The organism is Burkholderia pseudomultivorans (assembly GCF_001718415.1).
Lineage (GTDB): Bacteria > Pseudomonadota > Gammaproteobacteria > Burkholderiales > Burkholderiaceae > Burkholderia > Burkholderia pseudomultivorans_A.
This window is the reverse complement of record NZ_CP013378.1, coordinates 1773444-1796785: the sequence shown is the minus strand read 5'-3', so window position 1 is coordinate 1796785 and position 23342 is coordinate 1773444. Positions and strand designations below refer to the sequence as shown.

Here is a 23342-nt window from a genome sequence, read left to right as displayed (position 1 = left end):
GGCCTCGCCTGGCCGATCCGACAGCGCGCTCGGGCGCGCGCGTTCGTCGATGTGCTCGAATCGCCGAGCGCCCGCGCAGGCGTAAAAAAACCCGGCCGGAAAACCGGACCGGGTTCGATCGCCGCGCACGCCGCGTTGCCGCGGCGCGCGCCGTGCGGGACTTACTTCGCGTTCGCGAACGCGACCGCCGTGTCCAGCATGCGGTTCGAGAAGCCCCACTCGTTGTCGTACCAGCTCGACACCTTGACGAGGCGGCCCGACACCTTGGTCAGCGTCGCGTCGAACGTCGACGAAGCCGGGTTGTGGTTGAAGTCGATCGACACCAGCGGTGCGTCGTTGTAGCCGAGGATGCCCTTCAGCGCGCCTTCCGATGCTTCCTTCATGATCGCGTTGACTTCCTCGACCGTCGTGTCGCGCTTCGCGATGAACGACAGGTCGACGATCGACACGTTGATCGTCGGGACGCGGATCGCGTAGCCGTCGAGCTTGCCGTTCAGTTCCGGCAGCACCAGGCCGACCGCCGACGCAGCGCCGGTCTTGGTCGGGATCTGGCTGTGCGTGGCCGAACGCGCGCGGCGCAGGTCTTCGTGATAGACGTCGGTCAGCACCTGGTCGTTCGTGTAGGCGTGGATCGTCGTCATCAGGCCCGTTTCGAGGCCGATCTTGTCGTTCAGCGGCTTGACGAGCGGTGCGAGGCAGTTGGTCGTGCACGATGCGTTCGAGATCACGGTGTGCTCGGCCTTCAGCACGTCGTGGTTCACGCCGTAGACGATCGTCGCGTCGACGTCCTTGCCGCCCGGCGCCGAGATGATCACCTTCTTCGCGCCGCCCTTCAGGTGCGCGCTCGCCTTTTCCTTCGACGTGAAGAAGCCCGTGCACTCCATCACGACGTCGACGCCGAGCTCGCCCCACGGCAGTTCGGCCGGGTTGCGGTTCGCCAGCACGCGGATCTTGTCGCCGTTGACGACGAGGTAGTCGCCGTCGACCGACACGTCGCCCGGGAACTTGCCGTGCGCGGTGTCGTACTGGGTCAGATGCGCGTTGGTCTTCGCATCGCCCAGGTCGTTGATCGCGACGATCTCGAGATCGTGCTTCTTGCCGTTTTCATAGAACGCGCGCAGCGTGTTGCGGCCGATGCGGCCGTAGCCGTTGATTGCGACGCGAATCGTCATGGTCTATCTCCTGATGGCTGAAAAAATTCGTTTCGTGCAGCTTCACGGTGCGACGCGCGCGGGGGCAGGCGCGCGTCGCGCAGGCTCTCAGGCCAGCACGGCCTTCGCCGTCTCGACGACGTGCTCGACGGTGAAGCCGAAGTACTTGAACAGCACGCCGGCCGGCGCCGATTCGCCGAACGTGTCGATCCCGACCACGCCGCCTTCGAGGCCGACGTACTTGTGCCAGAACGAGGTCACGCCCGCTTCGATCGCGACGCGGCGCACGCCGTGCGGCAGCACGCGCTCGCGGTACTCGGCGTCCTGGCGGTCGAACACGCTGGTCGACGGCATCGACACGACGCGCGCCGCGATGCCCTGCTGCGCGAGCGGCTCGACGGCCTTCATCGCGAGCTCGACTTCCGAGCCCGTCGCGATCAGGATGATCTTGCGCGCGACGATCTCCTCGTCCCAGTCCTTCAGCACGTAGCCGCCCTTCTCGATGTTCGCGATCTGCGCATCGGTGCGCGGGTTGAACGCGAGGTTCTGGCGGCTGAAGATCAGGCTCGACGGACGGTCGGCCGCGACCGCGTGGGTCCATGCGACGGCCGTCTCGACCGTGTCGGCCGGGCGCCACACGTCGTGGTTCGGGATCAGGCGCAGGCTCGACACGTGCTCGATCGACTGGTGCGTCGGGCCGTCTTCGCCGAGGCCGATCGAGTCGTGCGTGAACACGAAGATCGACGGCACCTTCATCAGCGCGGCGACGCGCAGCGCGTTGCGGCTGTAGTCGGAGAACGTCAGGAACGTGCCGCCGAACGGCTTGTGGCCGCCGTGCAGCGCGAGGCCGTTGATCGCGGCGCTCATGCCGAATTCGCGCACGCCGTAGTTGATGTGGTTGCCGAGCAGCACGCCCGCGCCTTCCGGATTCGCGCGCACCGCCTTCGAGGCCTTCCAGTTGGTCAGGTTCGAGCCGGTCAGGTCGGCCGAGCCGCCGAGCAGCTCGGGCAGTGCGGCGGCCAGCCCTTCGATCGCCTGCTGCGACGCCTTGCGGGTCGCGACCGTCTCGGCGCGCTCGTTTGCGCCGGCGATGATCGCCGCGGCCTTCTCGGCCCAGTCGGCCGGCAGCTTGTTCGCCATCCGGCGCTCGAACTCGGCCGCTTCGGCCGGGTACTTCGCACGGTATTGCGCGAACGTCGCGTCCCATTCGGACTCGGCGCGCTTGCCGGCTTCCTTCGCGTCCCATGCCGCATAGACTTCCTGCGGAATCACGAACGGCTCCCACTTCCAGCCGAGCGCTTCGCGCGTCTTCGCGATTTCTTCCGCGCCGAGCGCCGCGCCGTGCACGTCGTGGCCGCCGGCCTTGGTCGCCGCGCCCTTGCCGATCACCGTCTTGCAGCAGATCAGCGTCGGCTTGTCCGACTGCTTGGCCTTCGCGATCGCCGCGTCGACCGCGTCGACGTCATGGCCGTTCACGTTCGGGATCACGTTCCAGCCGTACGCTTCGAAGCGCTTCGGCGTGTCGTCGTGGAACCAGTTGACGACGTCGCCGTCGATCGAGATGCCGTTGTCGTCGTACAGCGCGATCAGCTTGTTCAGCTTCAGCGTGCCGGCGAGCGAGCAGGCTTCGTGCGAGATGCCTTCCATCAGGCAGCCGTCGCCGAGGAACACGTAGGTGTGGTGATCGACGATCTTCGCGCCGTCGCGGTTGAATTCGTCAGCCAGCAGCGCTTCGCCGAGCGCCATGCCGACCGCGTTCGCGAGACCCTGGCCGAGCGGGCCGGTGGTCGTCTCGACGCCCGGCGTGATCCCGTATTCCGGGTGGCCCGGCGTCTTCGAATGCAGCTGGCGGAAGTTCTTCAGCTCCTCGATCGGCAGGTCGTAGCCGGTCAGGTGCAGCAGCGAGTACAGCAGCATCGAGCCGTGGCCGTTCGACAGCACGAAGCGGTCGCGGTCGGCCCAGTGCGGGTTCGTCGGGTTGTGCTTCAGATGGCGCGACCACAGTGCGACGCCGATTTCGGCCATGCCCATCGGCATGCCGGGGTGGCCGGAGTTCGCTTGCTGGACGGCGTCCATCGCGAGCGCACGGATCGCGTTGGCCATCAGGGTGGTGGAGGCGGGAGACGAAGTCGTCATGTCGAGTCCGGAGAACGAGTCGAGGAAACGGGGGCACGGCGGCATCCGGAAGCTCGGGCGTCGATCGTTCCCGGCGCGCGGTGCGGCGCCTGACGGACGCGAAGCGGACGGAGCCTACGGACGAGGCTGCAAAGCTCGTCATTTTAACAGATGGGCTGACATTTCCCTTGGCGCCGCGCGGTGTTCCGGCACGGTTTTCCGCCGAACCGCACGCCGCCTATAATTCAGACGTTGGAACTGCCCGCCCCGCGCGGCCCGCCCGTGAGCACGACGCTACTCTTCCACCCCACCCCCGACGCCACCTACGGCTTCCCGAACGCGCGGCGGCTGGCGCGCGTCGCGTCCGCGCACCAGCAGATCGAAGTCTGGGAAACGCCGCAGCTCGGCCGCCTGTTTACGCTGGACGGCCGGCCGATGACCTCGGTCGGCGACGAGTACGTGTACCACGAGTGCATGACGCACCCGGCCGCGCTCGCGCACCCGTCGCCGCGCAAGGCGCTCGTGCTCGGCGGCGGCGACGGCGGCGCGGCGCGCCAGCTGCTCAAGCACGCGTGCATCGAGCGCATCGTCGTCGCCGAGCTCGACGACGAGGTGGTCGGGATGGCGCGCCGCTATCTCGACGACGTGCACCAGGGCGCGCTCGACGACCAGCGCGTCGAGCTCGTGATCGGCGACGCCGCGCATTTCGTCGAATCGACCGTCGAGCACTTCGACCTCGTCGTGTTCGACCTCACGCCGCCCGAGTCGCCGGCCGCCGGCCTTTATACGCGCGAGTTCTACGCCCGCCTGAAGCGGATCCTCACGCCGTGCGGCGCGGTATCGATGCATCTCGGCTCGCCGCTGTTCCATGCGCCGCGCATCGCCGCGCTGCTCGACGATCTGCGCGCGAGCTTCGCGGTCGTCGATCCGCTGTCCGCGCACGTGCCGCTCTACGGCTCGCAATGGCTGATGGCGATCGCGAGCGACACGCTCGACGCCGCGTCGCTGTTCGCGCACGACGTCGACGAACGGCTCGCCGCCCGCCGCATCGAAGGCTTGCGCTACTACGATGCGCGGCTGCATGCGGCCCTCTTTGCGCTGCCGCGCGCGCTGCGCGATACACTGGGCGTTCGCCGCTGAATTCCGGGGCGGCCGTATCCGTGCATTTTTCCGGCGCGGCTTCGCATGCAGACGCGAAGCGGCGCGCAAGACCAGGAGATTTTTCGATGACCGATCCACGTCCGGCCAACGTGCCTTGGTTGACGCCTTATCTGGCCGTACGCAACGTGCGCGCCGCCATCGACTTCTTCAAGGCCGCCTTCGGCTTCGAGCTGCGCGACGTGCACGACGAGGACGGCGCGATCATGCACGTCGAGATGGCCTATCGCGGCCAGCTGATCGTGATGTTCGCGCCCGAAGGCGCATTCGGTTCGACCGCGCGCACGCCGAAGAGCGCGAACGCCACCGCGCCGCAGTCGTTCTATCTGTATGTCGACGACGTCGACGCGACCTGGCAGCGCGCGCTCGACGCGGGCGCCAAATCGCTGACTGCGCCGCAGAACCAGTTCTGGGGCGACCGCTTCGCGCAGATCGAGGATCTCGACGGTTATCGCTGGGCGCTCGCGCGCCGGCTCGACACCGCCACGGAGCCGCCGCACGCATGAGCGAAGCCACCACCACCGCGGCCGTGCCGCGATTCTTCGTCGAAGCGGCGCTGCGCGCCGACGCGACGCTCACGCTGCCCGCCGAGGTCGCGCGCCACGCGCAGGTGCTGCGGCTGCAGCCCGGCGACGCGCTCGCGCTGTTCGACGGCAGCGGCGGCCAGTATCGCGCGCAGCTCGTCGAGATCGACAAGCGCAGCGCGCTCGCGCGCATCGACGCGTTCGAGCCGGCCGAAGCCGAACCGCCGTACCGCGTGACGCTCGCGCAGGGCATCGCCGGCGGCGACAAGATGGACTGGGTGATCGAGAAGGCCGTCGAGCTCGGCGTCGCGGCGGTCGTGCCGCTGTCGACCGCGCGCGGCGTCGTGAAGCTGTCCGGCGAGCGCGCGGAGAAGCGCGTCGCGCACTGGCGCGGCGTCGTGCGCGCGTCGTGCGAACAGTGCGGGCGCAACCGTGTGCCGGAGGTCGACGCGGTGCGCGGCTTCGGCGCGTGGCTCGATACGCTGCCGGCCGCGCCGGCCGACGGCGAGCTGCGGCTGCTGCTGTCGCCGCGTGCGAGCATCCCGTTCGCGTCGCTGCCCGACACGCCGCCCGCGGCGCCCGTCACGCTGTTGATCGGCCCGGAAGGCGGCCTGTCGCCCGACGAGGAGAACGCAGCCCGTGCGCACGGGTTCACCGCGCTGTCGCTCGGCCCGCGCGTGCTGCGCACCGAGACGGCCGGCGCGGCCGTGCTCGCGGCGCTCGCCGCGCGCTGGGGCGGATGGTGATCGCACCGCGAACGCGCGGCGTACGGACGCAAAAAAGCCCGCAAGCTGCGGGCTTTTTCGTCGCGCCGGCCGGCGACGGCCGGCGGGTTCGCGCTTACGCGAACGAGTAGAACACGCGGAACGCGACCTTGCGTTCGGCCCAGAACTCGGCCGCCTCGCGGAACACGTCGAGCAGCGTTTCGCGCCCTTCCTTGTCGAATTTCTGCGCGATCGGCAGCCCTTCGAGGACGATCACGAAACCGGGCTGCGCACCGGCCTTCGCGACGAGGTCGGTCAGGCAGTCGTACAGCGCGTCGTAGTTCTTGCCGAAGTGTTTCGGAAACAGGAACGACGTCGCGATCGTTTCCATCACTTCCTGCTTCGACTGCGCGGCGCCGCAATACGCGTACAGGAAATGCTGGCCGAGCCGGCCGGCTTCGTCGGCGAGATCCTGCACGCGGAACGCGCGGATCGACTGCACGAGATTGGGTCGCACGGTCGTGAAAAGGCTCATAGGCTCCTCGTTCGATGAAAGCCCGGGGTCGACGGCTTCCCGCTGCTCAGGCGGCGCGGCCTCGGCCTGTGCCGTCGCGCGCAATTGCATGACGCGTTGAAACAGATTGCCGTCGCCGGCCGCGAACAGTTCCGCCGCCGCCTCGTGCGCGTAGATGGAGTCGCTCATGCCGTTCATCCCAAAGTCATTCAACAATACGTTTAAAACTGTTGTAGTGGTCGTCCGTGTAATAACAGTTGTCGATCCGGCGCAGCGGCCCGCCGCACACGATCCGGCGCGCGCCGCGATTGCGGGCGCGCGGCGTCGGCACCGTGTACTCATGGTAGAAGCCGCGCTTCGCCTTCGGCAGGATCCGCTCGCGGTTGCCGAATACGACGCCGTCTTTCTCGTACGGATAGGGACCGCCGGCAGCGATCAGGCCAAGCGTGGTCACGGCCTCGCGCGGAAGACGGGCGGACGGGACCGTATCGAGCCCGTCGGCCGTAACGGCCTCCCGTGCATAGGCGGCGGAAACCAGACTGCCCGTCGGCGTGCCGACGATACCCATCGCGAACATCGCGAAGACGGACGCGAGCGCGCCGTTGCGGAGCCACTTGCGTGCCATGAACCGGGGTTCCCGCTGTTAAATCAAATAGTTGAACGACCAGCAAAGGCGTTAGCGTAGCGCTATTGTCCGCGCGAATCAATGTTCGTTTGGGAATCGAAAGCTCGGCGCCGCCTCAAATCGCGTATTTCTTACCGAATTTCGGCAATTTTTATCTCGCGTAGGATAAAATGCCGGCGGCATCTCTCGAATGGCAAGTACCTGCCTCCTTGCCACGCTTGCTGCCAGGGGCGGAGAGATGCTGTTGTTGCTTGCGGGACGCGCCTGTGCGCGATGCCCGGTGGCGTGCCCGTAACGGGCACGCCTCTTTTTTGCCTTTGTTTACAATTTCGCCCGAGCGCGGCGCCGGTTCGACCGGCACCGCGCGCCGCCTTGCGCGGCGAAGCCTCAGCGGGCGGCGTTGACGTCCGCGACGAGCAGCGCCGCCATGTTGACGATCCGTCGCACGGTCGCCGACTCGGTCAGCACGTGCACCGGCTCCGCTGCGCCCAGCAGGATCGGCCCGATCGCGATGTTGTTGCCGGCGGCCGTCTTCAGCAGGTTGTACGCGATGTTCGCCGCGTCGATGTTCGGCAGGATCAGCAGGTTCGCGTCGCCTTCAAGCGTCGATTCCGGCAGGATCTCCTTGCGCAGCGCCGCGTCGAGCGCGACATCGCCGTGCATCTCGCCGTCCACCTTCAGCTCCGGCGCACGCTGCTGCAGGATCGCGAGCGTATCGCGCATCTTCTGCGCGGACGGCGCGTTGCTCGTGCCGAAGTTCGAGTGCGACAGCAGCGCGACCTTCGGCTCGATGCCGAAGCGGCGCACTTCTTCCGCGGCCATGATCGTGATCTCGGCGAGCTGTTCCGGGGTCGGATCGACGTTCACGTGGGTATCGACGAGGAAGATCTGGCGACCGGGCAGCACGAGGCCGTTCATCGCCGCGTAGACGCTGCAGCCCGGGCGCTTGCCGATCACCTGGTCGATGAAGTGCAGATGGCGGTGCGTGGTGCTGATCGTGCCGCAGATCATCCCGTCCGCTTCGCCCTTCTTCACCAGCATCGCGCCGATCAGCGTCGTGCGGCGGCGCATCTCGACGCGCGCGAGCTGCTCGCTGATGCCCTTGCGCGCCATCAGCTTGTGATACGTCTGCCAGAAGTCGCGGTAGCGTTCGTCGTGCTCGGTGTTGACGACCGTGAAGTCGACGCCCGGCGTGAGGCGCAGGCCGTAGCGCTGGATGCGGTGCTCGATCACCGACGGCCGGCCGATCAGGATCGGCTTCGCGAGCTTCTCGTCGACGATGATCTGAACGGCGCGCAACACGCGCTCTTCCTCGCCTTCCGCGAATACAACGCGCTTCTTCTCCGCCGGTGCGCTGCGCGCAAGCTGGAAGATCGGCTTCATCGTCGTGCCGCTGTGGTACACGAACTGCTGCAGATGCACGCGGTACGCTTCCATGTCCTCGATCGGGCGCGTCGCGACGCCGCCGTCCATCGCGGCCTGCGCGACGGCCGGCGCGATCTTCACGATCAGGCGCGGATCGAACGGCTTCGGAATCAGGTATTCGGGCCCGAACGACAGATCCTGGATCCCGTACGCGGTCGCGACGATGTCGCTCTGCTCCTGCTGCGCGAGCTCGGCGATCGCGTTGACGGCCGCGATTTCCATTTCACGCGTGATCGTCGTTGCGCCGACGTCGAGCGCGCCGCGGAAGATGAACGGGAAGCACAGGACGTTGTTGACCTGGTTCGGGTAGTCGGTGCGGCCGGTCGCGAGCACCGCGTCCGGGCGCACTTCGAGCGCGAGTTCCGGCAGGATTTCCGGCGTCGGGTTCGCGAGCGCGAGGATCAGCGGCCGCTCGGCCATGCCCTTGACCATCTCCTGCTTCAGCACGCCGGCAGCCGACAGGCCGAGGAAGATGTCCGCGCCGTCGATCACCTCGGCCAGCGTGCGCGCGTCGGTTTCGCGTGCGAAACGCTCCTTGTCCGGGTCCATCAGCTCGGTGCGGCCCTTGTAGACCACGCCGGCGAGGTCGGTCACCGTGATGTTCTCGATCGGCAGGCCGATGTCGACCAGCAGGTCCAGGCACGCGAGCGCGGCCGCGCCCGCGCCGGACGCGACGAGCTTGACCTTCTTGATGTCCTTGCCGACGACCTTCAGCCCGTTCGTGACGGCCGCGGCCACGACGATCGCGGTGCCGTGCTGGTCGTCGTGGAACACCGGGATCTTCATCCGCTTGCGCGCTTCGCGCTCGACGATGAAGCAGTCGGGCGCCTTGATGTCTTCGAGGTTGATGCCGCCGAAGGTCGGCTCCAGCGCGGCGATCACGTCGACCAGCTTGTGCGGATCGGATTCGTTCAGTTCGATGTCGAACACGTCGATGCCGGCGAACTTCTTGAACAGCACCGCCTTGCCTTCCATCACCGGCTTCGAGGCGAGCGGGCCGATGTTGCCGAGCCCGAGCACCGCGGTGCCGTTCGTGACGACGCCGACCAGGTTGCTGCGCGCGGTGAAGCGCGCCGCGTTCAGCGGATTCTCGACGATCTCCTCGCACGCGTACGCGACGCCCGGCGAATACGCGAGCGCAAGGTCGCGCTGGTTGATCATCTGCTTGGTCGGGGCAATCGCGATTTTTCCGGGAGTCGGGAATTCGTGATAGTCGAGGGCGGCTTCGCGGAGCTTGGCTTTGGAAGAGGCTTGGGTGGACATGTGTCTCTGACGTGCGGATTAGAATGACTGTTCGACGGCATTGTAGCGCCAATCGACGCCCCCCTGACCGTCGATTCGGGTGCAACAGCCGCGACAAAAATGTACTGAACGGTGCAGGAAACGCCGCCGTTCGCCTCGTACAATGCCGTTCCCTCAACCGCTTCGGGTCCATTCGCCGTGCCAGCCGCCCTCTCCGAGTTTTCGCTGATCGATCGCTTCTTCGCGCGCCGCGCGGCACGCGGCGCACGCGCGTCGACCCTCGGCATCGGCGACGATTGCGCGCTGATCACACCCCGTTCCGGGAAATTGCTGGCCATTTCGACGGACATGCTGGTCGAGGGCCGCCACTTCTTCCCCGACGTCGCGCCCGACGCGCTCGGCCACAAGACGCTCGCGGTCAACCTGTCCGACCTCGCGGCGATGGGCGCCGAGCCGCGCGCGTTCACGCTCGCCTGCGCGCTGCCGCGCGCCGACGCCGCGTGGCTCGAAGCGTTCAGCGACGGCCTGTTCGCGCTGGCCGAGCGCTTCGACTGCGAGCTGATCGGCGGCGACACCACGAGCGGGCCGCTGAACCTGTGCGTCACAGTCTTCGGCGAAGTCGCGCCCGACGCCGCGCTGCGGCGCGATGCCGCGCGCGACGGCGACGACGTCTGGGTGTCCGGCGCGCTCGGCGACGCGCGCGCGGGGCTCGGCGTCGCGCGCGGCGAATGGCGCGCCGGCGCGGGCGAGGCGGCCGCGTTCCGGCAGGCGCTCGAGCGGCCCGAGCCGCGCGTCGCGCTCGGCCTCGCGCTCGCGGGCGTCGCGCATGCGGCGCTCGACATCTCGGACGGCCTCGCCGGCGACCTGCAGCACATCCTGACGCGCTCGAACGTGCGCGCCGAGATCGACGCCGACGCAGTGCCGCGCTCGGCCGCGCTCGCGACGCTGCCGCCCGACGTGCAGCGGCGCTGCACGCTCGCGGGCGGCGACGACTACGAGCTGTGCTTCACCGCGCCGGCCGCGGCCCGCGCGGCGGTCGAGGCGGCCGGCGCGCAGGCCGGCGTCGCGGTCACGCGAATCGGTACAATACGCGCTTTGTCCGCGCCGTCGGAGCGGCCCGCGATCGCGTGGCGCGACGCTGCCGGCGCGCCCCTGGCCCTCACGTTGCACGGCTTCGACCACTTCCATGCAGACTGACCCGACGCCCGCGCAGGCGCACGAGCCCGGCGCGGCGCAGCCCGTGCCGCAGCGCGCGACCGTGCGCTTCATGCTGTCGCATCCGGCGCATCTCGTGTCGCTCGGCTTCGGCAGCGGGCTCGCGCCGCTGATGCCCGGCACCTTCGGCTCGCTGCTCGGCTGGCTGAGCTTCGTCGCGCTCAATCGCTACCTGACGGTGCCCGAATGGTGGGCGCTGATCGCGGTCGGCTTCGTCGCCGGCGCGTGGATCACCGGTTTTACCGCACGCAGGATGGGCGCCGCCGATCCGGGCCCGGTCGTCTGGGACGAAATCGTCGCGATCTGGCTCGTGATGTTGTTCGTCACGCCCGCGACCTTCGTCGGCCAGCTGTGGGCGTTCGTCGTGTTCCGCTGCTTCGACATGATCAAGCCGCCGCCGATCCGCTACTTCGACCGTCGCCTGAAAGGCGGGCTCGGCATCATGGTCGACGACCTCGTCGCCGCGTTCATGACGCTGCTCGTGATCGCGCTGTGGCGCTCGGTCGTCGGCTGACCCGACGATTTCCCACTTTCGTTTCCCGACGCGCATGCCAACCGATTCCGTCGTCCACCAGCTTGCGATCCGCGCAGGCAACAAGCTGCGTGACGAGCACCTGATGCTCGCCACCGCCGAATCCTGCACGGGCGGGATGATCGCCGCCGCGATCACCGACATCTCCGGCAGCAGCCAGTGGTTCGAGCGCGGCTTCGTCACCTACTCGAACCAGGCCAAGAGCGAGATGATCGGCGTGCCGCCCGACCTGATCGAAAAGCACGGCGCCGTCAGCGAGCCGGTCGCGCGCGCGATGGCCGAAGGCGCGCTGCGCAACAGCCGCGCGCAGGTCGCGCTGTCGGTCACCGGCATCGCGGGCCCCGCGGGCGGCAGCGAGAAAAAGCCGGTCGGCACCGTGTCGTTCGCGTGGAGCAACCGGCTGCATACCGACGTCGAGACGCTCGTGTTCAAGGGCGATCGCGAGCAGATCCGCACGCAGGCGGCCGCGCATGCGCTGCGCGGCCTGCTGAAGCTGCTCGACGAACGCGAGGGCTGACGCCCGGGATGCCGGCCTACTGGATCGCGTCCGGCTTCACGACGATCCAGTTCTTGTCCGCCGTCACCGGCAGCCCGAGCGACTTCTGCTTCGCCGCCGATTCGTCCGACCACGCGCGGATCTGCGCCATCTGCTTGTCCTTCTTGTTGACCCACACGCGCACGCCGCCGCGCGCGACGTCGGTCGCGTTCAGCAGCATGTAGCCGTCGGATGTCGGCGTGTCGCCCGCGACCAGCACCGGCTTCTTCCACTGGTCGATCCAGCCGACGATCGAGCCGAGCTTGCCTTCGTACCACGTCATCGGATTCATCAGGAACGGCGTGATCACCAGGCTGCGGTTCGCCGCCTCGTCGTACTTGCCGGCCTTGATCTGCAGCCGCGACGTCGTCAGCGCACCGGTCGCCGGGTTGCGCAGCAGCGTCGTCACGCCAATCACGTTCTCCGGCTTCACGTTGTAGCCGTACTTCGGATCCGACAGCACGAGCCGCGCGAGCTCTTCATGCGCGGCCGTCATCACGTAGACGTCGATGCCGTTCTCGCGCAGTGCGTTGTACAGCTCCTGCATCCCGCGGAAGAAGCGCGGCGGGTTCACCGTGCCGTCGACGACCTTGTCGCCCTGCCAGTAGCGGATCGGGATCGGCTTGCCGTCGGCGAGCATCGCGTCGATGTGGCGCTTCAGGTCGGCGAGCGACAGCCCCGCGAACGCCTGCGCGATCCACGGATAGCAGACCAGGTCGTCGATCTCGCAGAGCCGGTAGTAATAGCTCGTCAGCGATTCCTTGTAGTCGGCCGAGTCCTTGAACGGAATCAGCTTCAGCGATGCATCGAGCGTGTCGCGCGTCAGCACGCCGCGGTTCTCGAGATACGGCAGCAGCGATTCCTCGAGGTCGTAGCGGTAGGTCGTGTTGTCGGCGTCGAACACCGCGTAGTCGCCGCGATGCGCGTGCGCGGCGATCATCGCGTTCAGCGCCTTCGCGCTGTCGGCGGGCCAGTGCGCGAGATCCGCCGCGTGGGCGACCGTCATGCACAGCGACGCGGCGAACGCGGTCAGAAGTCGGGAAAACAGCTTGGGCATGGCGTCGCTCCTTTCTTGACATTTTGATGACGGATCGATGACAAGCGGCAGCATCGCGCGATTGCCGCGCGGGCATGCAGTGCGGAAGCGACGGGAAGTTGTCCGCGCGCGCCAGCGCGGCGGAATTCGGCGGGAAGAAGGTGCGGCGCGGACCGGCGCGCCGATATGCGCCCGCGGGCGTCGGATGCGAGGCGGACGCCAGGCGCGGGCCCGAAGCAAGGCCGCCCGACCGGGCGGCCTGCCCCGCTCAGCGATGCGCGTTGATCGCGTCGCGGGTCTTCTGCGCGGCGAGCGCCGCGGCTTCGGCGAAGTCCTCGCCCTTGCTCGCGTACAGGATCGCGCGCGACGAGTTGATCATCATCCCGGTGCCGTCGGCCGTGCGGCCCGCGCCGACGGTCGCCTGCACGTCGCCGCCCTGCGCGCCGATGCCGGGAATCAGCAGCGGCATGTCGCCGACGATGCCGCGCACGATCTCGATCTCCTTCGGGAACGTCGCGCCGACGACGAGGCCGAGCTGGCCGTTCTTCGCGTTCCACTTGTTCGCCGCGAGATCCGCGACGACCTGGTACAGCGGTCGCCCCGGATGGCCGGCCCCGTTCGTCTCGAGGAACTGCAGGTCGGAGCCGCCCGGGTTCGAGGTGCGGCACAGCACGATCACGCCCTTGCCTTCGTGCTCGAAATACGGCTCGACCGAGTCGTAGCCCATGTACGGGTTCACCGTGACCGCGTCCGCGCGATAGCGCTCGAACGCCTCGCGCGCATATTGCTCGGCGGTGCTGCCGATGTCGCCGCGCTTCGCGTCGAGGATGACCGGCAGGCCCGGATGCTGCAAATGGATGTGCGCGATCAGCCGTTCGAGCTGGTCTTCCGCGCGATGCGCGGCGAAATAGGCGATCTGCGGCTTGAACGCGCTCGCATAAGGCGCGGTCGCGTCGACGATCTGCCGGCAGAATTCGAAGATCGCGTCGGGCTGGCCGTCGAACTGCACGGGAAAGCGCGTCGGCTCGGGATCGAGGCCGACGCACAGCAGCGAATTCGTGCGTTGCCACGCGGCGCGCAGCGATTCGATGAAAGTAAGCGGGGAAGACATGGCGGATACTCGCGGCAAACCGTTGGTAGACCGCGTATTTTACCCGCGTCGCCGGCGCCCCTCGTGCGCGGCGGCGCCGTTGCGCGGATCGGCGCGCCCGACGGTGAACGCGAAGCGCCGCGTCAGCCGTTCGCCCGGCGCGAGCAGCGTCATCCCGTGCGCGGCCGCGCCGCCCGGCAGGTTCACCGCATTGATCGGATGATCGACCGGCTCGAAACAGAAGAAATCCTCGCCGGGCGGCGTATACAGCACGTACGCATCGGCGTCGGCCGAGACCGTCAGCGCAAGCCCGCGACGCGGCCAGCTCACCGTCGCATGGCCGCCCCAGCCCGTGAACGCGTGATTGACGAGCGTCGCCGGCAGCGGATACGCGACGCCGAACTGCCAGGCCGGCGGCACGCTCACGTGCCGCACCGGCAGGAAGTCCGCGCCCGACAGCCAGAGCCCGCCCGCCGCCGCGGCCAGCTCGGTCGCATCGTCGCGCACCAGGAACGGATGCACGCCGAGCCCGAACGGCAGGCGCGCGCGGCCGGCGTTCTCGATCGTCAGCGCGATCGACAGCGTCGTCTCGTCGAGCTCGAACGACTGGATCGCGCGAAACGCGTACGGCGCGCCGCTCGCGCGATCGAGCGACAGCTGCAGCGTCGTGTCGGTCGCGTCGTCGACCTGCCACGGCGCCAGCCAGCCGTCGCCGTGAATCGGCAGCGGCTCGTCGCGGCGATTGCGCGGCACCGCGACGCTGCGCCCGTCGCATTCGAAGCGCGCGCCGCCGATCCGGTTCGAGTACGGCAGCAGCGGATAGCACGCAAGCTCGTTCGGATCGGTGGCCGTTTCCGGATGCGCGCAGCGGCGGAACACCGGTATCAGCGCGCCGTCGTCGCGCCGCCAGTCGAAGCGCGCGATGCCGCCGCCGAGATGCGGCAGCACGTCGAGCCGCAGCGCCGCATTCGACAGCGTGACGGCCGCCGCGTGCGCGGCGCCGACGCCCTGCGCGAACGCGGCGGTCTGCGGGCCGGGGCTGATCGGCTGGGCGGCGGCCGCCAGCCGCGCACGGCGCGACTGGCTGGTGGACGACGATGCGCGCGCGGACGTGGCGGGCATGATGAGCTCCTTTGCTTCGTCGAAGAAACGATACGGGTCGGTGCAGGCGGCGAATCAGGCCCAGCCGCCGTCGACGATCACGTCCTGCGCGGTGATCATCCGGCTGTCGTCGGCCGCGAGGAACAGCGCCATGCGCGCGAGATCGGCGGGCAGCAGCTCGGCGTCGAGGCACTGGCCGGCCTTGATCGCCGCGCGGCCGGCGTCGTCGAGCCACAGCCGGCGCTGCTTGTCGGTCATCACCCAGCCCGGCACCAGCGAATTCACGCGAATCCCGAACGGGCCGAGATCGCGCGCGAGCCCGCGCGTGAGGCCCTGCACGGCCGCCTTCGCCATCACGTAGACGGGATAGCCGCCGTTCTTCAGCATCCAGCTGATCGAGCCGAGGTTGACGATCGCGCCGCCGCCGAGCCGCTTCATGTCGTCGATCACGGCCTGCGCGGCGAAGAACTGATGGCGCAGGTTGACCGCGATGCCCGCGTCGAACGATGCGGGCGTCACGTCGCCGATCGCGTGGCGCGCGTCGTTCGCCGCATTGTTGACGAGCACCGCGATCGCGCCGATCCGCGCGCGGATCGCGTCGATCGCATGGCGCAGCGCGTCGATGTCGGTCAGGTCGCACGCGATGAACAGCGGCGCATGGCGTGCCTGTGCGAGGCGTTCGGCCAGCGCCGCGCCGGCGGCCGCATCGAGGTCGACGAACGCGACGCGCGCACCCTGGGCCGCGAAATGCTCGACGAACGACGCGCCGATGCCGGTGGCGCCGCCCGTGATCAGCACCGCGCGATCCTCGAGGCTCGGATAGCGCGCATAGCGCGCGGCGTCGTGGTCCGGCGCGGAAGTGTCGATGTTCATGCGGATGGTCTCCGTGGAATCGGCTCAGTCGCGTACGCCGCGGTTCTTCAATTGGTCGAGCAGCACCGCCGCAAGCAGGATCGCGCCGCGCACGAGGTACTGGTAGAACGCGTCGATGTTCAGCAGGTTCATCACGTTCTCGACGGTGCCCATGATCAGCACGCCGATCACGACGCCCGAGATCGTCGCGCGGCCGCCCATCAGCGACACGCCGCCGAGCACGCACGCCGAGATCACGTTCAGCTCGAAGCCCTGCGCGGCGTTCGGCTGGCCCGACGTGATGCGCGACGCGAGGATCACGCCCGCGAGCGCCGTCACCGCGCCCTGGATCAGGAAGATGTAGACGCGCGTGCGTTCGACGTTGATCCCGGCGAGCCGCGACGCTTCCGGATTGCCGCCGATCGCGAGCGTGTTGCGGCCGTACACGGTCTGGTTGAGCAGCACGCCGAAGCCGATGAAGCACAGCAGCGTGACCCAGATCGGCAGCGACACGCCGAACATCGTGAGGCCGCCGAGCGCGATGAAGGTATCCGACGACACGCCGACCGCCTGCCCCTTCGACACGATGAAGCCGAGCCCGCGCACGATCTCCATCGTCGCGAGCGTCGTGATCAGCGCGTTGATGCGCAGGTACGCGATCACCGCGCCGTTCACGAAGCCGATCGCGGCGCCGGCCGCGACCGCCGCGACGATCGCGACGAAGGTGTTGTCGGTCGCATTCAGCACCATCGCGCACAGCACGCCGGAGAACGCGACGGTCGAGCCGATCGACAGGTCGAAGTCGCGCGACGCCAGACAGAACATCATCGTGCACGCGACCATGCCGATCTGCGAGATCGACAGCGCGAGGCCGAGCATGTTGTCGATCGAGAAGAAGTGATCGACTGTCAGCGACATCGTGATGAACATCACCGCGAAGATCGCGATCAGGCTGTATTCGGTGAGGTGCTGCCACCACTTCTGCCGATCGCCCTGCGGCACCAGCGCCTCGGCCGAAGGCTTCACGGCCGCGCTGGAGAGGTTTTCGTTGACTTGCATGATTGTGTCTCCTGCTCCTGCATCGCGCGGCCCGCGCCGCGCGCTATCGATTCGATTCCGGTTCCCGGCGGCGTCACGCCGCCTGCACCGCGCTCGCCTGCGGCAACGCGAGGCTCAGCACCGCGTGCTCGTTCGCCTGCGCGCGCGTCAGCTCGCCCGCGATGCGGCGCTCGCGCATCACGACGATGCGATCGGACACGCCGAGCACTTCCGGCAGTTCCGACGACACCATCACGATCGCGCAGCCGCGCTCCGCGAGCCGGTAGATCACGTCGTAGATTTCGTGTTTCGCGCCCACGTCGATGCCGCGCGTCGGCTCGTCGAGGATCACGACCTTCAGGTCGGGCTCCGCGAGCCAGCGCGACAGGATCGCCTTCTGCTGGTTGCCGCCCGACAGGAAGCGGATCTTCTGGCGCCGGTTCGGCGTCTTGATCTTGAGCCGCTGGATGAAGCGGTCGGCCGTGTCGTTCTCGGTCTTGCGGTCGATGAACAGGCCCGCGCGCAGCGAATGACGGCGGCAGCTGATGTTGATGTTCTCCGCGACCGATGCGATCGCGATGATCCCTTCCTCCTTGCGGTCCTCCGGGCACAGCACGATGCCGTGGCGGATCGCGTCGCCGGTGCGCTTCACGTCGATGCGCTTGCCGTCGAGCGTCAGCACGCCCGCGCGCCGGCGGTCCGCGCCGTACACGAGCCGCATCAGTTCGCTGCGGCCCGCGCCGACCAGCCCGAAGAAGCCGACGATCTCGCCGGCGCGCACCGAGAAGCTCGCGGGCTCGCGCAGCGCGGCGCCGTCGATCCCTTCCGCGGCGAAGCGCACGTCGCCGAGCGCGCGCGGCGCGTAATGATAGATATCCGAAATCTCGCGGCCGACCATCTCGGCGACGAGCCGGTCGCGCGGCACGTCGCCGAGCGATTCGTGCGACGCGATCTTGCGCCCGTCGCGAAAGATCGTGCATGCGTCGCACAGCCGGTAGATCTCGTCCATCCGGTGCGAGATGTAGATCAGCGCGCGGCCCTGCGCGCGCAGGTCGTCGACGAGCTTGAACAGCACCTCGGTCTCGCGATGCGACAGCGAGCTCGTCGGCTCGTCGAGTGCGATCACGCGTGCATTGCGCATCAGCGCCTTGCAGATCTCGACCATCTGCCGCTGTGCGATCGACAGCCGCCCGAGCCGCGCATCGGGGTCGAGATCGACGCCCATCGCGGCGAGCCGCTCGCGCACGAAGCGCTTCGCGTCGCCCTTCCTCACCCAGCCGAACGCGTTCGGCAGGCGGCCGAGCAGCAGGTTCTCCGCGACCGTCAGGTCGGGCACGTACTGCAGCTCCTGGTGAATCACCGCGATGCCGGCCGCGATCGACGCGGCGGCATTCGCGAAATGCACGGGCTGGCCGTCGATCAGCACGCTGCCCGTATCGGGCTGATATTCGCCGCCGAGAATCTTCAGCAGCGTCGACTTGCCCGCGCCGTTCTCGCCCATCAGGCCGTGCACCTCGCCCGCCCGCACGTCGAACGAGATGCCGTCGAGCGCGCGCACGCCGGGAAAGACCTTGCCGATATTGTCAAAACGCAGTGCCGCTGACACGTTGCTTCTCCACTGTCATTCGATCGACCGCCGGCCGCCGCATCGCTGCGGCAGCCGCACGGACCGCTTACTTCGAGGCAAGCCCCATCTCGTCGCGCACCTTCGTCACGTTGTCGCGCGTCGCGAGCATGCCGGTGGTCAGCGTCAGCGGCGGCGGCGCCTTGCCCTGCGTGATCCACGCGTACATCAGGTCCGAGGTTTCCTCGCCGTGGCGCTTCGGGCTGATGATCACGGTGCCGTAGAAGCCCGTCGGCTGCGGCTTCTTGAACTCGTTGAGCGCCGAGTCGGACCCGCCGATGCCGATGCCGATCATGTTGTCGGCCTTGAAGCCGCGCCCCTCGGCCGCGCGCACCGCGCCGAGCACCGCCTCGTCGTTCAGGCCGTACGCGACCCAGTGCTTGAACTGCGGGTTCTTCGTCAGTGCGATGTTGGCGGCGTTGAACGCGTTCTCGGTGTCGGTCTTCGCCTGCGGCGCAGCGATCACGTTCGCCTTCGGAAAACCGGCGGCGACCAGCGCGTCGGTCGCGCCCGTGGTGCGATCATGCGCGGTCGGCAGCTGCTCGTACGTGATGTCGATCGCGCCGACGTCCTTCATGTCCCAGCCGCGCTTCTTGATCTCGGCCGCGATGCCGTCGCCGACCTGCTTGCCGATGTTGTACGCGGAGATCCCCATGTGCGGCACCGACTCGATCGGCTTGCCTGCGCCGTCGACGAGACGGTCGTCGACCGTCATCATCTTCAGGTTGTGCGATTTGGCCTTCGCAACGATGCCCGGCCCGAGCTTCACGTCGGGCGTGCAGATGATGAAGCCCTGCGCCTTCTGCGCGGCCAGGTTGTCGATCGCGCTCATGACCTTCTCGCCCGACGGCGCGCCGATCTTCACGAGCGTGAAGCCCTTCTGCTTCGCGGCGATCTCCGCGAACTTCCACTCGTCCTGGAACCAGGGCTCTTCCGGCTGCTTCACGAGAAAGCCGATCTTCACCGGATCGGCCGCGTGCGCGATCGGGCTCCCCATCACCACCGCGGCCGCAGCGGCCAGCGTGACGAACGTTCTGCGTTTCATCTCCAGTGTCTCCTTGTCTTCATCGAACAGGATGCGGCCGCTTGTTGGTGTCGACGCAGCGTGCGCGCGGCCGGCGCACGTGCGGTCTGTCGAATCGTTGCTTCAGTCGTGATACAGCGCCGCGCGCCCGCCATCGACGGTGATGCACGCGGCATTGATGAACGGCGCCTCGTCGGACGCGAGGAACACCGCGGTCATCGCGACTTCCTCGGGCCGGCCGATCCGCTTCATCGGCTGCAGCGCGAGCGTCTCGGCGCGCGCGGCGGCCGGATCGGGCTGCGCGTCCCACCAGTCGCGCGTGAGCTGCGTCTCGATGTAGCCCGGCGCGATCGCATTCACGCGCACGTTGCGCGCCGCGTATTCGATGCCGAGCGCGCGCGTGAGGCCGAGCACGCCGTGCTTCGCGACCGGGTACGGAAAACAGCCCGGAATGATCCGGAACGCATGCGTCGACGCGATATTCACGATGCTGCCGCGGCCGCGCTCGACCATCCCCGGCAGCGCCGCGCGGCAGCCGTGCCAGACGCCGTCGAGATCGACCGCGAAGCAGCGGCGCCAGTCGTCGTCGCTCATCGTCAGCGGATCGGCGAACACGTTGATGCCCGCGTTGTTGACCAGCACGTCGAGCGGGCCGAATACCGCTTCCGTCTGCGCGAGCGCGTCGCGTACCGACGCCTGCTGCGCGACGTCCGCATGCAGCGCCAGCACGCGCGCACCGGCGACGTCGCGCGCGATCGCGGCGGCGGTCTGCTGCGCCTGCGCGACATCGAGCTCGGCGAGCGCGACGGCCGCGCCCTCGCGCGCAAACGCGCCGGCGATCGCGGCGCCGATGCCGCGGCCCGCGCCCGTCACGATCGCGACCTTGCCCGCGAGGCGGCCCATCATGCGGCTCCGGCGCGCGCCGCGCGCAAGCCGGCCTGGAACGCGCGCGCGTGGTTCGCCGTCGCGTCGGCCGGCTGGCCGGGCCGGTACAGCGCGGAACCGAGCCCGAACCCGTTCGCGCCGGCCGCGAGGAACGGCTGCATGTTGTCGGGCGTGATCCCGCCGACCGGGATCAGCGGCACCGCGCGGTCGATCACCGCACGCCACGCCTTCACGACCGGCACGCCGAGCTGCTCGGCCGGGAACATCTTCAATACGTCGGCGCCGTTCGCGAGCGCCGCGAACGCTTCGGTCGGCGTCGCGACGCCCGGCGCGCTCGCCAGGCCGCGCTCGCGCGCACGCCGGATCACCGCCGCGTCGCTGTGCGGCATCACGATCAGCGCGCCGCCCGCCTCCTGCACGCGGTCGACGTATTCGGCGCGCAGCACGGTGCCCGCGCCGACGATCGCATCGTCGGGCAGCGCGCGGCGCAGCGCGGCGATGCTGTCGAACGGCGCCGGCGAATTGAGCGGCACCTCGACGATCCGGAAGCCGGCTTCGTAGAGTGCGAGACCGTGCGCGGCCGCTTCGGCCGGCGTGATCCCGCGCAGGATCGCGATCAGCGGGCACGCGTCGAACGCGCGCATCAGCGCGGCGTGCGGCGCATAGGGCGCGGGCAGCGTAAGGTCGGACGGCATGACAGGATTCCTCCGCAATCGGTTCATTGATCCGCATGGACGGGCGTGCCGTCCTGCGCGCGCACGAGCCCGGCGCGCGACGCGATCCGCCACAGCCCGCGTTCGGTCGCATGCGCGACGACGCGTGCATGCGTGCAGCCGAACACCTGCAGCGCATCGACGTAGCGCGCACACAGGCCGTCGTCGCCGATCAGCAGCAGCGGCTGGTTCGCGAGCGACGCACCGCGTTCGCCGAGCATCGCCGCGAGCGCGTTCAGTTCGTGGCCGATCAGCAGCCCGGACAGGTAATCGCCCTGCGCATCGGCCGCGAGCCGGTCGGTCAGCCCGAGCGTGCGCGTGCTGAAGATCGTCGCGAGCAGCCCGGTGCGCTGCGCGCCGCGCGCAACCGACACGCCGCGCACGAATGCCGCGCGATCGGGCGACACGGGCGTGCGCATCGTGCGGCCGAGTATCGTGTGGTCGCGCAGCGCGGCGAACAGCTCGCCGGTCATGTAAGTCTGGAAGCGCTCGATCAGCCCGTCCTTCACCCACGCCCATTTCGCATGCGTGCCCGGCAAGCCGATCAGCACCCCTGAACGATCGGCGTCAAGCAACGGATCGCCGGCGAGTGCGCCGAAGATCTGCGTTTCCTCGCCGCGCATCACGTCGGGCAGGTCGCCGGTCGCGATCACGCCCGGCACGATCGAGACCGTCGCGCCGCGCGACGTGGTCACGGTGACGAGGCCCGCGGCGAGCGCGTCGGCGCCGGCCGGCACCGCGACATACGGCGCCTCGCGCCAGCCCTGCGCGCTGCCGACCATGCCGGCGGCGAGCACCGGCACGGCGCCGGCGCGATCGAGCCAGTCACCGCAGGCGCCTTCGAACACCGCGTCGAACGCGTGCGCGCCGCCGGCCGGCACGTGCATCACGCCCGCCGCGCGGCTGCGCGTCTCGAGCAGGGCGCCGCGCGTGTCGAACAGATAGGCGCGCAGCGACGTCGTGCCCCAGTCGAGCGCGATCAGCGACGGCGTCGCGGTGGCGGCATCCGGAACGGTCCGGTTCGGGTTCGTCATCGTTTGATCCTGCGGGTACCTTGCGGCGGGCTCCAGCCCAGTTCCGCGGAAATCGCCCGTGCTTCGCGCTGCACGAGCGGAATCAGTTCGTCCATCCGGTCGTGCGGCATATACGGAATCGTGCTCGCGACCGACACGGCCGCGACGATCGCGCCCGACGCGTCGCGAATCGGCGCCGCCACGCAGCGGATCGACGCTTCGTTCTCCTCGAGATCGAACGTGTAGCCGCCGGCCGCGTAGTGCGCCATGCGCTGCAGGAACGCACCCGTATCGGGCCGGTTGTCCGGCTTGAAATTCACGCCGGCCAGCGCGCGCCGCGCGGCCTCGAACAGCGAGCGCCACATCTCGGGATCGAGGTCGAGCATCATCGCCTTGCCGATGCCGGTCGACGCGAGCGGCATCCGGTGGCCGACCCGCGAGCGCATCTCGAGCCCGCGCGTGCCGGGAATCTTGTCGATGTAGAGCACGTCGTCGCCGTCGCGCACGCCGAGATGGATCGTGTCGAGCGTCGCTTCGGCGAGCGCTTCCAGATGCGGGCGTGCGACCGCGGTCAGCGGCATCTGCTCGAGCGCGATCGTGCCGAGCTCGATCAGCTTCGGGCCGAGCAGATAGCCGCCCTGCACCTGGCGCAGGTAGCGCGCCTGCACGAGGCTGCTGACGAGACGGTGCGTCGTGCTGCGCGTCGTGCCGAGCGCGGCGCCGATCGCGCGCATGTCGCGCGCGCCGTTCGCGATCGCTTCGAGGATCGCGAGGCCGCGCAGCAGCGTCTGCGTGCCGGCCTGCTGCGCCGCCAGGTCGAGCGGCGTGCTGGTCGCGCCGATGCTGTCGGTGAGCGGCGCGTCCGCCGGCGCCGCGCGCCGGCTTTCGAGGGCTAGGGATACGGGCATCTTGGTCATGGTGCGGGCTTCTTCAGCGAAATCGGTGAAGCCGCATTCGCGCGCGCCGGGCCAAGGTCCGGCGCCGCGGCGACGCGGCGGTCGAAGCACCGAGGGAAGCGCCCGGCAAACGTCATGGAATGTGTCTCCGTGTGCGTCGGGCGCCGCGCGATGCGTGGGTCCGAAGCTGTCGATGTGCTTCGGATTGTAGGAGCGCACGCACTCGCCTCCAATATTTGAATGCGTTGCCCAGATAATGAGAAAACTGCCGAAAGCGGCGGCGCGCGCGGCGCGGCGGGCGGGAAGCAGGTCCGTGATGCGCGCGGGGGC

At 68.8% G+C, this 23342-nt stretch carries 22 protein-coding genes; 6 read left to right on the top strand and 16 right to left on the bottom strand.

What is annotated here, in order from left to right:
- Window positions 1–161: 161 nt before the first annotated feature.
- Both gap and tkt read right to left on the bottom strand, forming a co-directional pair.
- The gene (gene gap / locus WS57_RS20670; RefSeq protein ID WP_040126630.1) at window positions 162–1172 is read right to left on the bottom strand and encodes a type I glyceraldehyde-3-phosphate dehydrogenase; all 1011 of its coding nucleotides are present in this window, start codon (window positions 1170–1172) and stop codon (window positions 162–164) included.
- An 87-nt stretch (window positions 1173–1259) separates the two neighbouring features.
- Complete coding sequence (gene tkt, locus WS57_RS20665; RefSeq protein WP_009687458.1) at window positions 1260–3332, bottom strand: transketolase; 2073 nt, start codon at window positions 3330–3332, stop codon at window positions 1260–1262.
- Window positions 3333–3548: 216 nt separating this feature from the next.
- Here tkt and speE point away from each other — a divergent pair, with 216 nt between their 5' ends.
- From speE to WS57_RS20650, 3 genes are all read left to right on the top strand, one after another.
- The gene (speE, locus tag WS57_RS20660; RefSeq protein ID WP_040128709.1) at window positions 3549–4406 is read left to right on the top strand and encodes a polyamine aminopropyltransferase; all 858 of its coding nucleotides are present in this window, start codon (window positions 3549–3551) and stop codon (window positions 4404–4406) included.
- An 86-nt stretch (window positions 4407–4492) separates the two neighbouring features.
- Window positions 4493–4930 carry a VOC family protein gene (locus WS57_RS20655; protein ID WP_009687461.1) on the top strand — a complete coding sequence of 146 codons (438 nt, stop codon included), beginning with the start codon at window positions 4493–4495 and terminating at the stop codon, window positions 4928–4930.
- The gene (locus tag WS57_RS20650) at window positions 4927–5694 is read left to right on the top strand and encodes a 16S rRNA (uracil(1498)-N(3))-methyltransferase (RefSeq protein ID WP_059604013.1); all 768 of its coding nucleotides are present in this window, start codon (window positions 4927–4929) and stop codon (window positions 5692–5694) included. The genes WS57_RS20655 and WS57_RS20650 overlap by 4 nt, the downstream gene beginning before the upstream one ends.
- A 94-nt stretch (window positions 5695–5788) precedes the next feature.
- Here the strand turns inward: WS57_RS20650 and WS57_RS20645 are convergent, their stop codons facing one another.
- The 3 genes from WS57_RS20645 to WS57_RS20635 form a co-directional block, all read right to left on the bottom strand.
- Window positions 5789–6355 (bottom strand): barstar family protein, encoded by a 567-nt coding sequence (locus tag WS57_RS20645; RefSeq protein WP_009693463.1) that lies wholly within the window; start codon window positions 6353–6355, stop codon window positions 5789–5791.
- A 16-nt stretch (window positions 6356–6371) separates the two neighbouring features.
- Window positions 6372–6791 carry a ribonuclease domain-containing protein gene (locus WS57_RS20640; RefSeq protein WP_009693462.1) on the bottom strand — a complete coding sequence of 140 codons (420 nt, stop codon included), beginning with the start codon at window positions 6789–6791 and terminating at the stop codon, window positions 6372–6374.
- A 387-nt stretch (window positions 6792–7178) separates the two neighbouring features.
- On the bottom strand, window positions 7179–9479 hold the full coding sequence (locus WS57_RS20635) for an NADP-dependent malic enzyme (protein WP_040126627.1): 2301 nt from the start codon (window positions 9477–9479) through the stop codon (window positions 7179–7181).
- Window positions 9480–9656: 177 nt separating this feature from the next.
- Here WS57_RS20635 and thiL point away from each other — a divergent pair, with 177 nt between their 5' ends.
- From thiL to WS57_RS20620, 3 genes are read left to right on the top strand one after another with little or no spacing between them, the layout of a single operon-like run.
- Window positions 9657–10655: a thiamine-phosphate kinase gene (thiL, locus tag WS57_RS20630; RefSeq protein WP_069244777.1), complete on the top strand. Its 999-nt coding sequence runs from the start codon at window positions 9657–9659 to the stop codon at window positions 10653–10655.
- Window positions 10645–11187: a phosphatidylglycerophosphatase A gene (locus WS57_RS20625; protein ID WP_069244776.1), complete on the top strand. Its 543-nt coding sequence runs from the start codon at window positions 10645–10647 to the stop codon at window positions 11185–11187. Before thiL ends, WS57_RS20625 begins: the two co-directional genes overlap by 11 nt.
- A gap of 34 nt (window positions 11188–11221) precedes the next feature.
- A complete protein-coding gene (locus WS57_RS20620) occupies window positions 11222–11722 on the top strand; it encodes a CinA family protein (protein WP_009692986.1) in 501 nt (166 codons plus the stop codon).
- 16 nt (window positions 11723–11738) lie between these two features.
- On the opposite strand, the gene WS57_RS20615 is transcribed toward WS57_RS20620, so the two are convergent.
- From WS57_RS20615 to WS57_RS20565, 11 genes are all read right to left on the bottom strand, one after another.
- A complete protein-coding gene (locus tag WS57_RS20615; protein ID WP_009692987.1) occupies window positions 11739–12797 on the bottom strand; it encodes a hypothetical protein in 1059 nt (352 codons plus the stop codon).
- Window positions 12798–13044: 247 nt separating this feature from the next.
- Window positions 13045–13887: an orotidine-5'-phosphate decarboxylase gene (gene pyrF, locus WS57_RS20610; RefSeq protein ID WP_009692988.1), complete on the bottom strand. Its 843-nt coding sequence runs from the start codon at window positions 13885–13887 to the stop codon at window positions 13045–13047.
- 39 nt (window positions 13888–13926) lie between these two features.
- The gene (locus WS57_RS20605; protein ID WP_069244775.1) at window positions 13927–14988 is read right to left on the bottom strand and encodes an aldose 1-epimerase; all 1062 of its coding nucleotides are present in this window, start codon (window positions 14986–14988) and stop codon (window positions 13927–13929) included.
- A gap of 54 nt (window positions 14989–15042) precedes the next feature.
- Entirely contained in the window at window positions 15043–15840 is a 798-nt protein-coding gene (locus tag WS57_RS20600; protein WP_009692434.1) for an SDR family NAD(P)-dependent oxidoreductase, read from the bottom strand.
- 24 nt (window positions 15841–15864) lie between these two features.
- Entirely contained in the window at window positions 15865–16878 is a 1014-nt protein-coding gene (araH, locus tag WS57_RS20595) for an L-arabinose ABC transporter permease AraH (RefSeq protein WP_069244774.1), read from the bottom strand.
- A 73-nt stretch (window positions 16879–16951) separates the two neighbouring features.
- Window positions 16952–18463, bottom strand: a complete 1512-nt coding sequence (gene araG, locus WS57_RS20590; protein WP_059516714.1) for an L-arabinose ABC transporter ATP-binding protein AraG — start codon at window positions 18461–18463, stop codon at window positions 16952–16954.
- A 67-nt stretch (window positions 18464–18530) separates the two neighbouring features.
- Complete coding sequence (locus WS57_RS20585; protein ID WP_009692430.1) at window positions 18531–19526, bottom strand: arabinose ABC transporter substrate-binding protein; 996 nt, start codon at window positions 19524–19526, stop codon at window positions 18531–18533.
- A 102-nt stretch (window positions 19527–19628) separates the two neighbouring features.
- Window positions 19629–20408 carry an SDR family oxidoreductase gene (locus WS57_RS20580; protein ID WP_059604060.1) on the bottom strand — a complete coding sequence of 260 codons (780 nt, stop codon included), beginning with the start codon at window positions 20406–20408 and terminating at the stop codon, window positions 19629–19631.
- On the bottom strand, window positions 20408–21085 hold the full coding sequence (locus WS57_RS20575; RefSeq protein ID WP_059604026.1) for a 2-dehydro-3-deoxy-6-phosphogalactonate aldolase: 678 nt from the start codon (window positions 21083–21085) through the stop codon (window positions 20408–20410). The genes WS57_RS20580 and WS57_RS20575 overlap by 1 nt, the downstream gene beginning before the upstream one ends.
- A 23-nt stretch (window positions 21086–21108) precedes the next feature.
- Window positions 21109–22137 (bottom strand): 2-dehydro-3-deoxygalactonokinase, encoded by a 1029-nt coding sequence (locus WS57_RS20570; RefSeq protein WP_069244773.1) that lies wholly within the window; start codon window positions 22135–22137, stop codon window positions 21109–21111.
- On the bottom strand, window positions 22134–23033 hold the full coding sequence (locus tag WS57_RS20565; RefSeq protein ID WP_009691181.1) for an IclR family transcriptional regulator: 900 nt from the start codon (window positions 23031–23033) through the stop codon (window positions 22134–22136). The genes WS57_RS20570 and WS57_RS20565 overlap by 4 nt, the downstream gene beginning before the upstream one ends.
- Window positions 23034–23342: the final 309 nt, after the last annotated feature.

Excerpts from the sequence above, each read along its gene's own strand:
- gap (WP_040126630.1), bottom strand. The coding sequence starts at position 1,172 with ATGACGATTCGCGTCGCAATCAACGGCTACGGCCGCATCGGCCGCAAC.
- tkt (WP_009687458.1), bottom strand. The coding sequence starts at position 3,332 with ATGCCGCCGTGCCCCCGTTTCCTCGACTCGTTCTCCGGACTCGACATG.
- WS57_RS20655 (WP_009687461.1), top strand. The coding sequence starts at position 4,493 with ATGACCGATCCACGTCCGGCCAACGTGCCTTGGTTGACGCCTTATCTG.
- WS57_RS20650 (WP_059604013.1), top strand. The coding sequence starts at position 4,927 with ATGAGCGAAGCCACCACCACCGCGGCCGTGCCGCGATTCTTCGTCGAA.
- WS57_RS20645 (WP_009693463.1), bottom strand. The coding sequence starts at position 6,355 with ATGAGCGACTCCATCTACGCGCACGAGGCGGCGGCGGAACTGTTCGCG.
- WS57_RS20640 (WP_009693462.1), bottom strand. The coding sequence starts at position 6,791 with ATGGCACGCAAGTGGCTCCGCAACGGCGCGCTCGCGTCCGTCTTCGCG.
- WS57_RS20635 (WP_040126627.1), bottom strand. The coding sequence starts at position 9,479 with ATGTCCACCCAAGCCTCTTCCAAAGCCAAGCTCCGCGAAGCCGCCCTC.
- WS57_RS20625 (WP_069244776.1), top strand. The coding sequence starts at position 10,645 with ATGCAGACTGACCCGACGCCCGCGCAGGCGCACGAGCCCGGCGCGGCG.
- WS57_RS20620 (WP_009692986.1), top strand. The coding sequence starts at position 11,222 with ATGCCAACCGATTCCGTCGTCCACCAGCTTGCGATCCGCGCAGGCAAC.
- WS57_RS20615 (WP_009692987.1), bottom strand. The coding sequence starts at position 12,797 with ATGCCCAAGCTGTTTTCCCGACTTCTGACCGCGTTCGCCGCGTCGCTG.
- pyrF (WP_009692988.1), bottom strand. The coding sequence starts at position 13,887 with ATGTCTTCCCCGCTTACTTTCATCGAATCGCTGCGCGCCGCGTGGCAA.
- WS57_RS20605 (WP_069244775.1), bottom strand. The coding sequence starts at position 14,988 with ATGCCCGCCACGTCCGCGCGCGCATCGTCGTCCACCAGCCAGTCGCGC.
- WS57_RS20600 (WP_009692434.1), bottom strand. The coding sequence starts at position 15,840 with ATGAACATCGACACTTCCGCGCCGGACCACGACGCCGCGCGCTATGCG.
- araH (WP_069244774.1), bottom strand. The coding sequence starts at position 16,878 with ATGCAAGTCAACGAAAACCTCTCCAGCGCGGCCGTGAAGCCTTCGGCC.
- WS57_RS20585 (WP_009692430.1), bottom strand. The coding sequence starts at position 19,526 with ATGAAACGCAGAACGTTCGTCACGCTGGCCGCTGCGGCCGCGGTGGTG.
- WS57_RS20580 (WP_059604060.1), bottom strand. The coding sequence starts at position 20,408 with ATGGGCCGCCTCGCGGGCAAGGTCGCGATCGTGACGGGCGCGGGCCGC.
- WS57_RS20575 (WP_059604026.1), bottom strand. The coding sequence starts at position 21,085 with ATGCCGTCCGACCTTACGCTGCCCGCGCCCTATGCGCCGCACGCCGCG.
- WS57_RS20570 (WP_069244773.1), bottom strand. The coding sequence starts at position 22,137 with ATGACGAACCCGAACCGGACCGTTCCGGATGCCGCCACCGCGACGCCG.
- WS57_RS20565 (WP_009691181.1), bottom strand. The coding sequence starts at position 23,033 with ATGACCAAGATGCCCGTATCCCTAGCCCTCGAAAGCCGGCGCGCGGCG.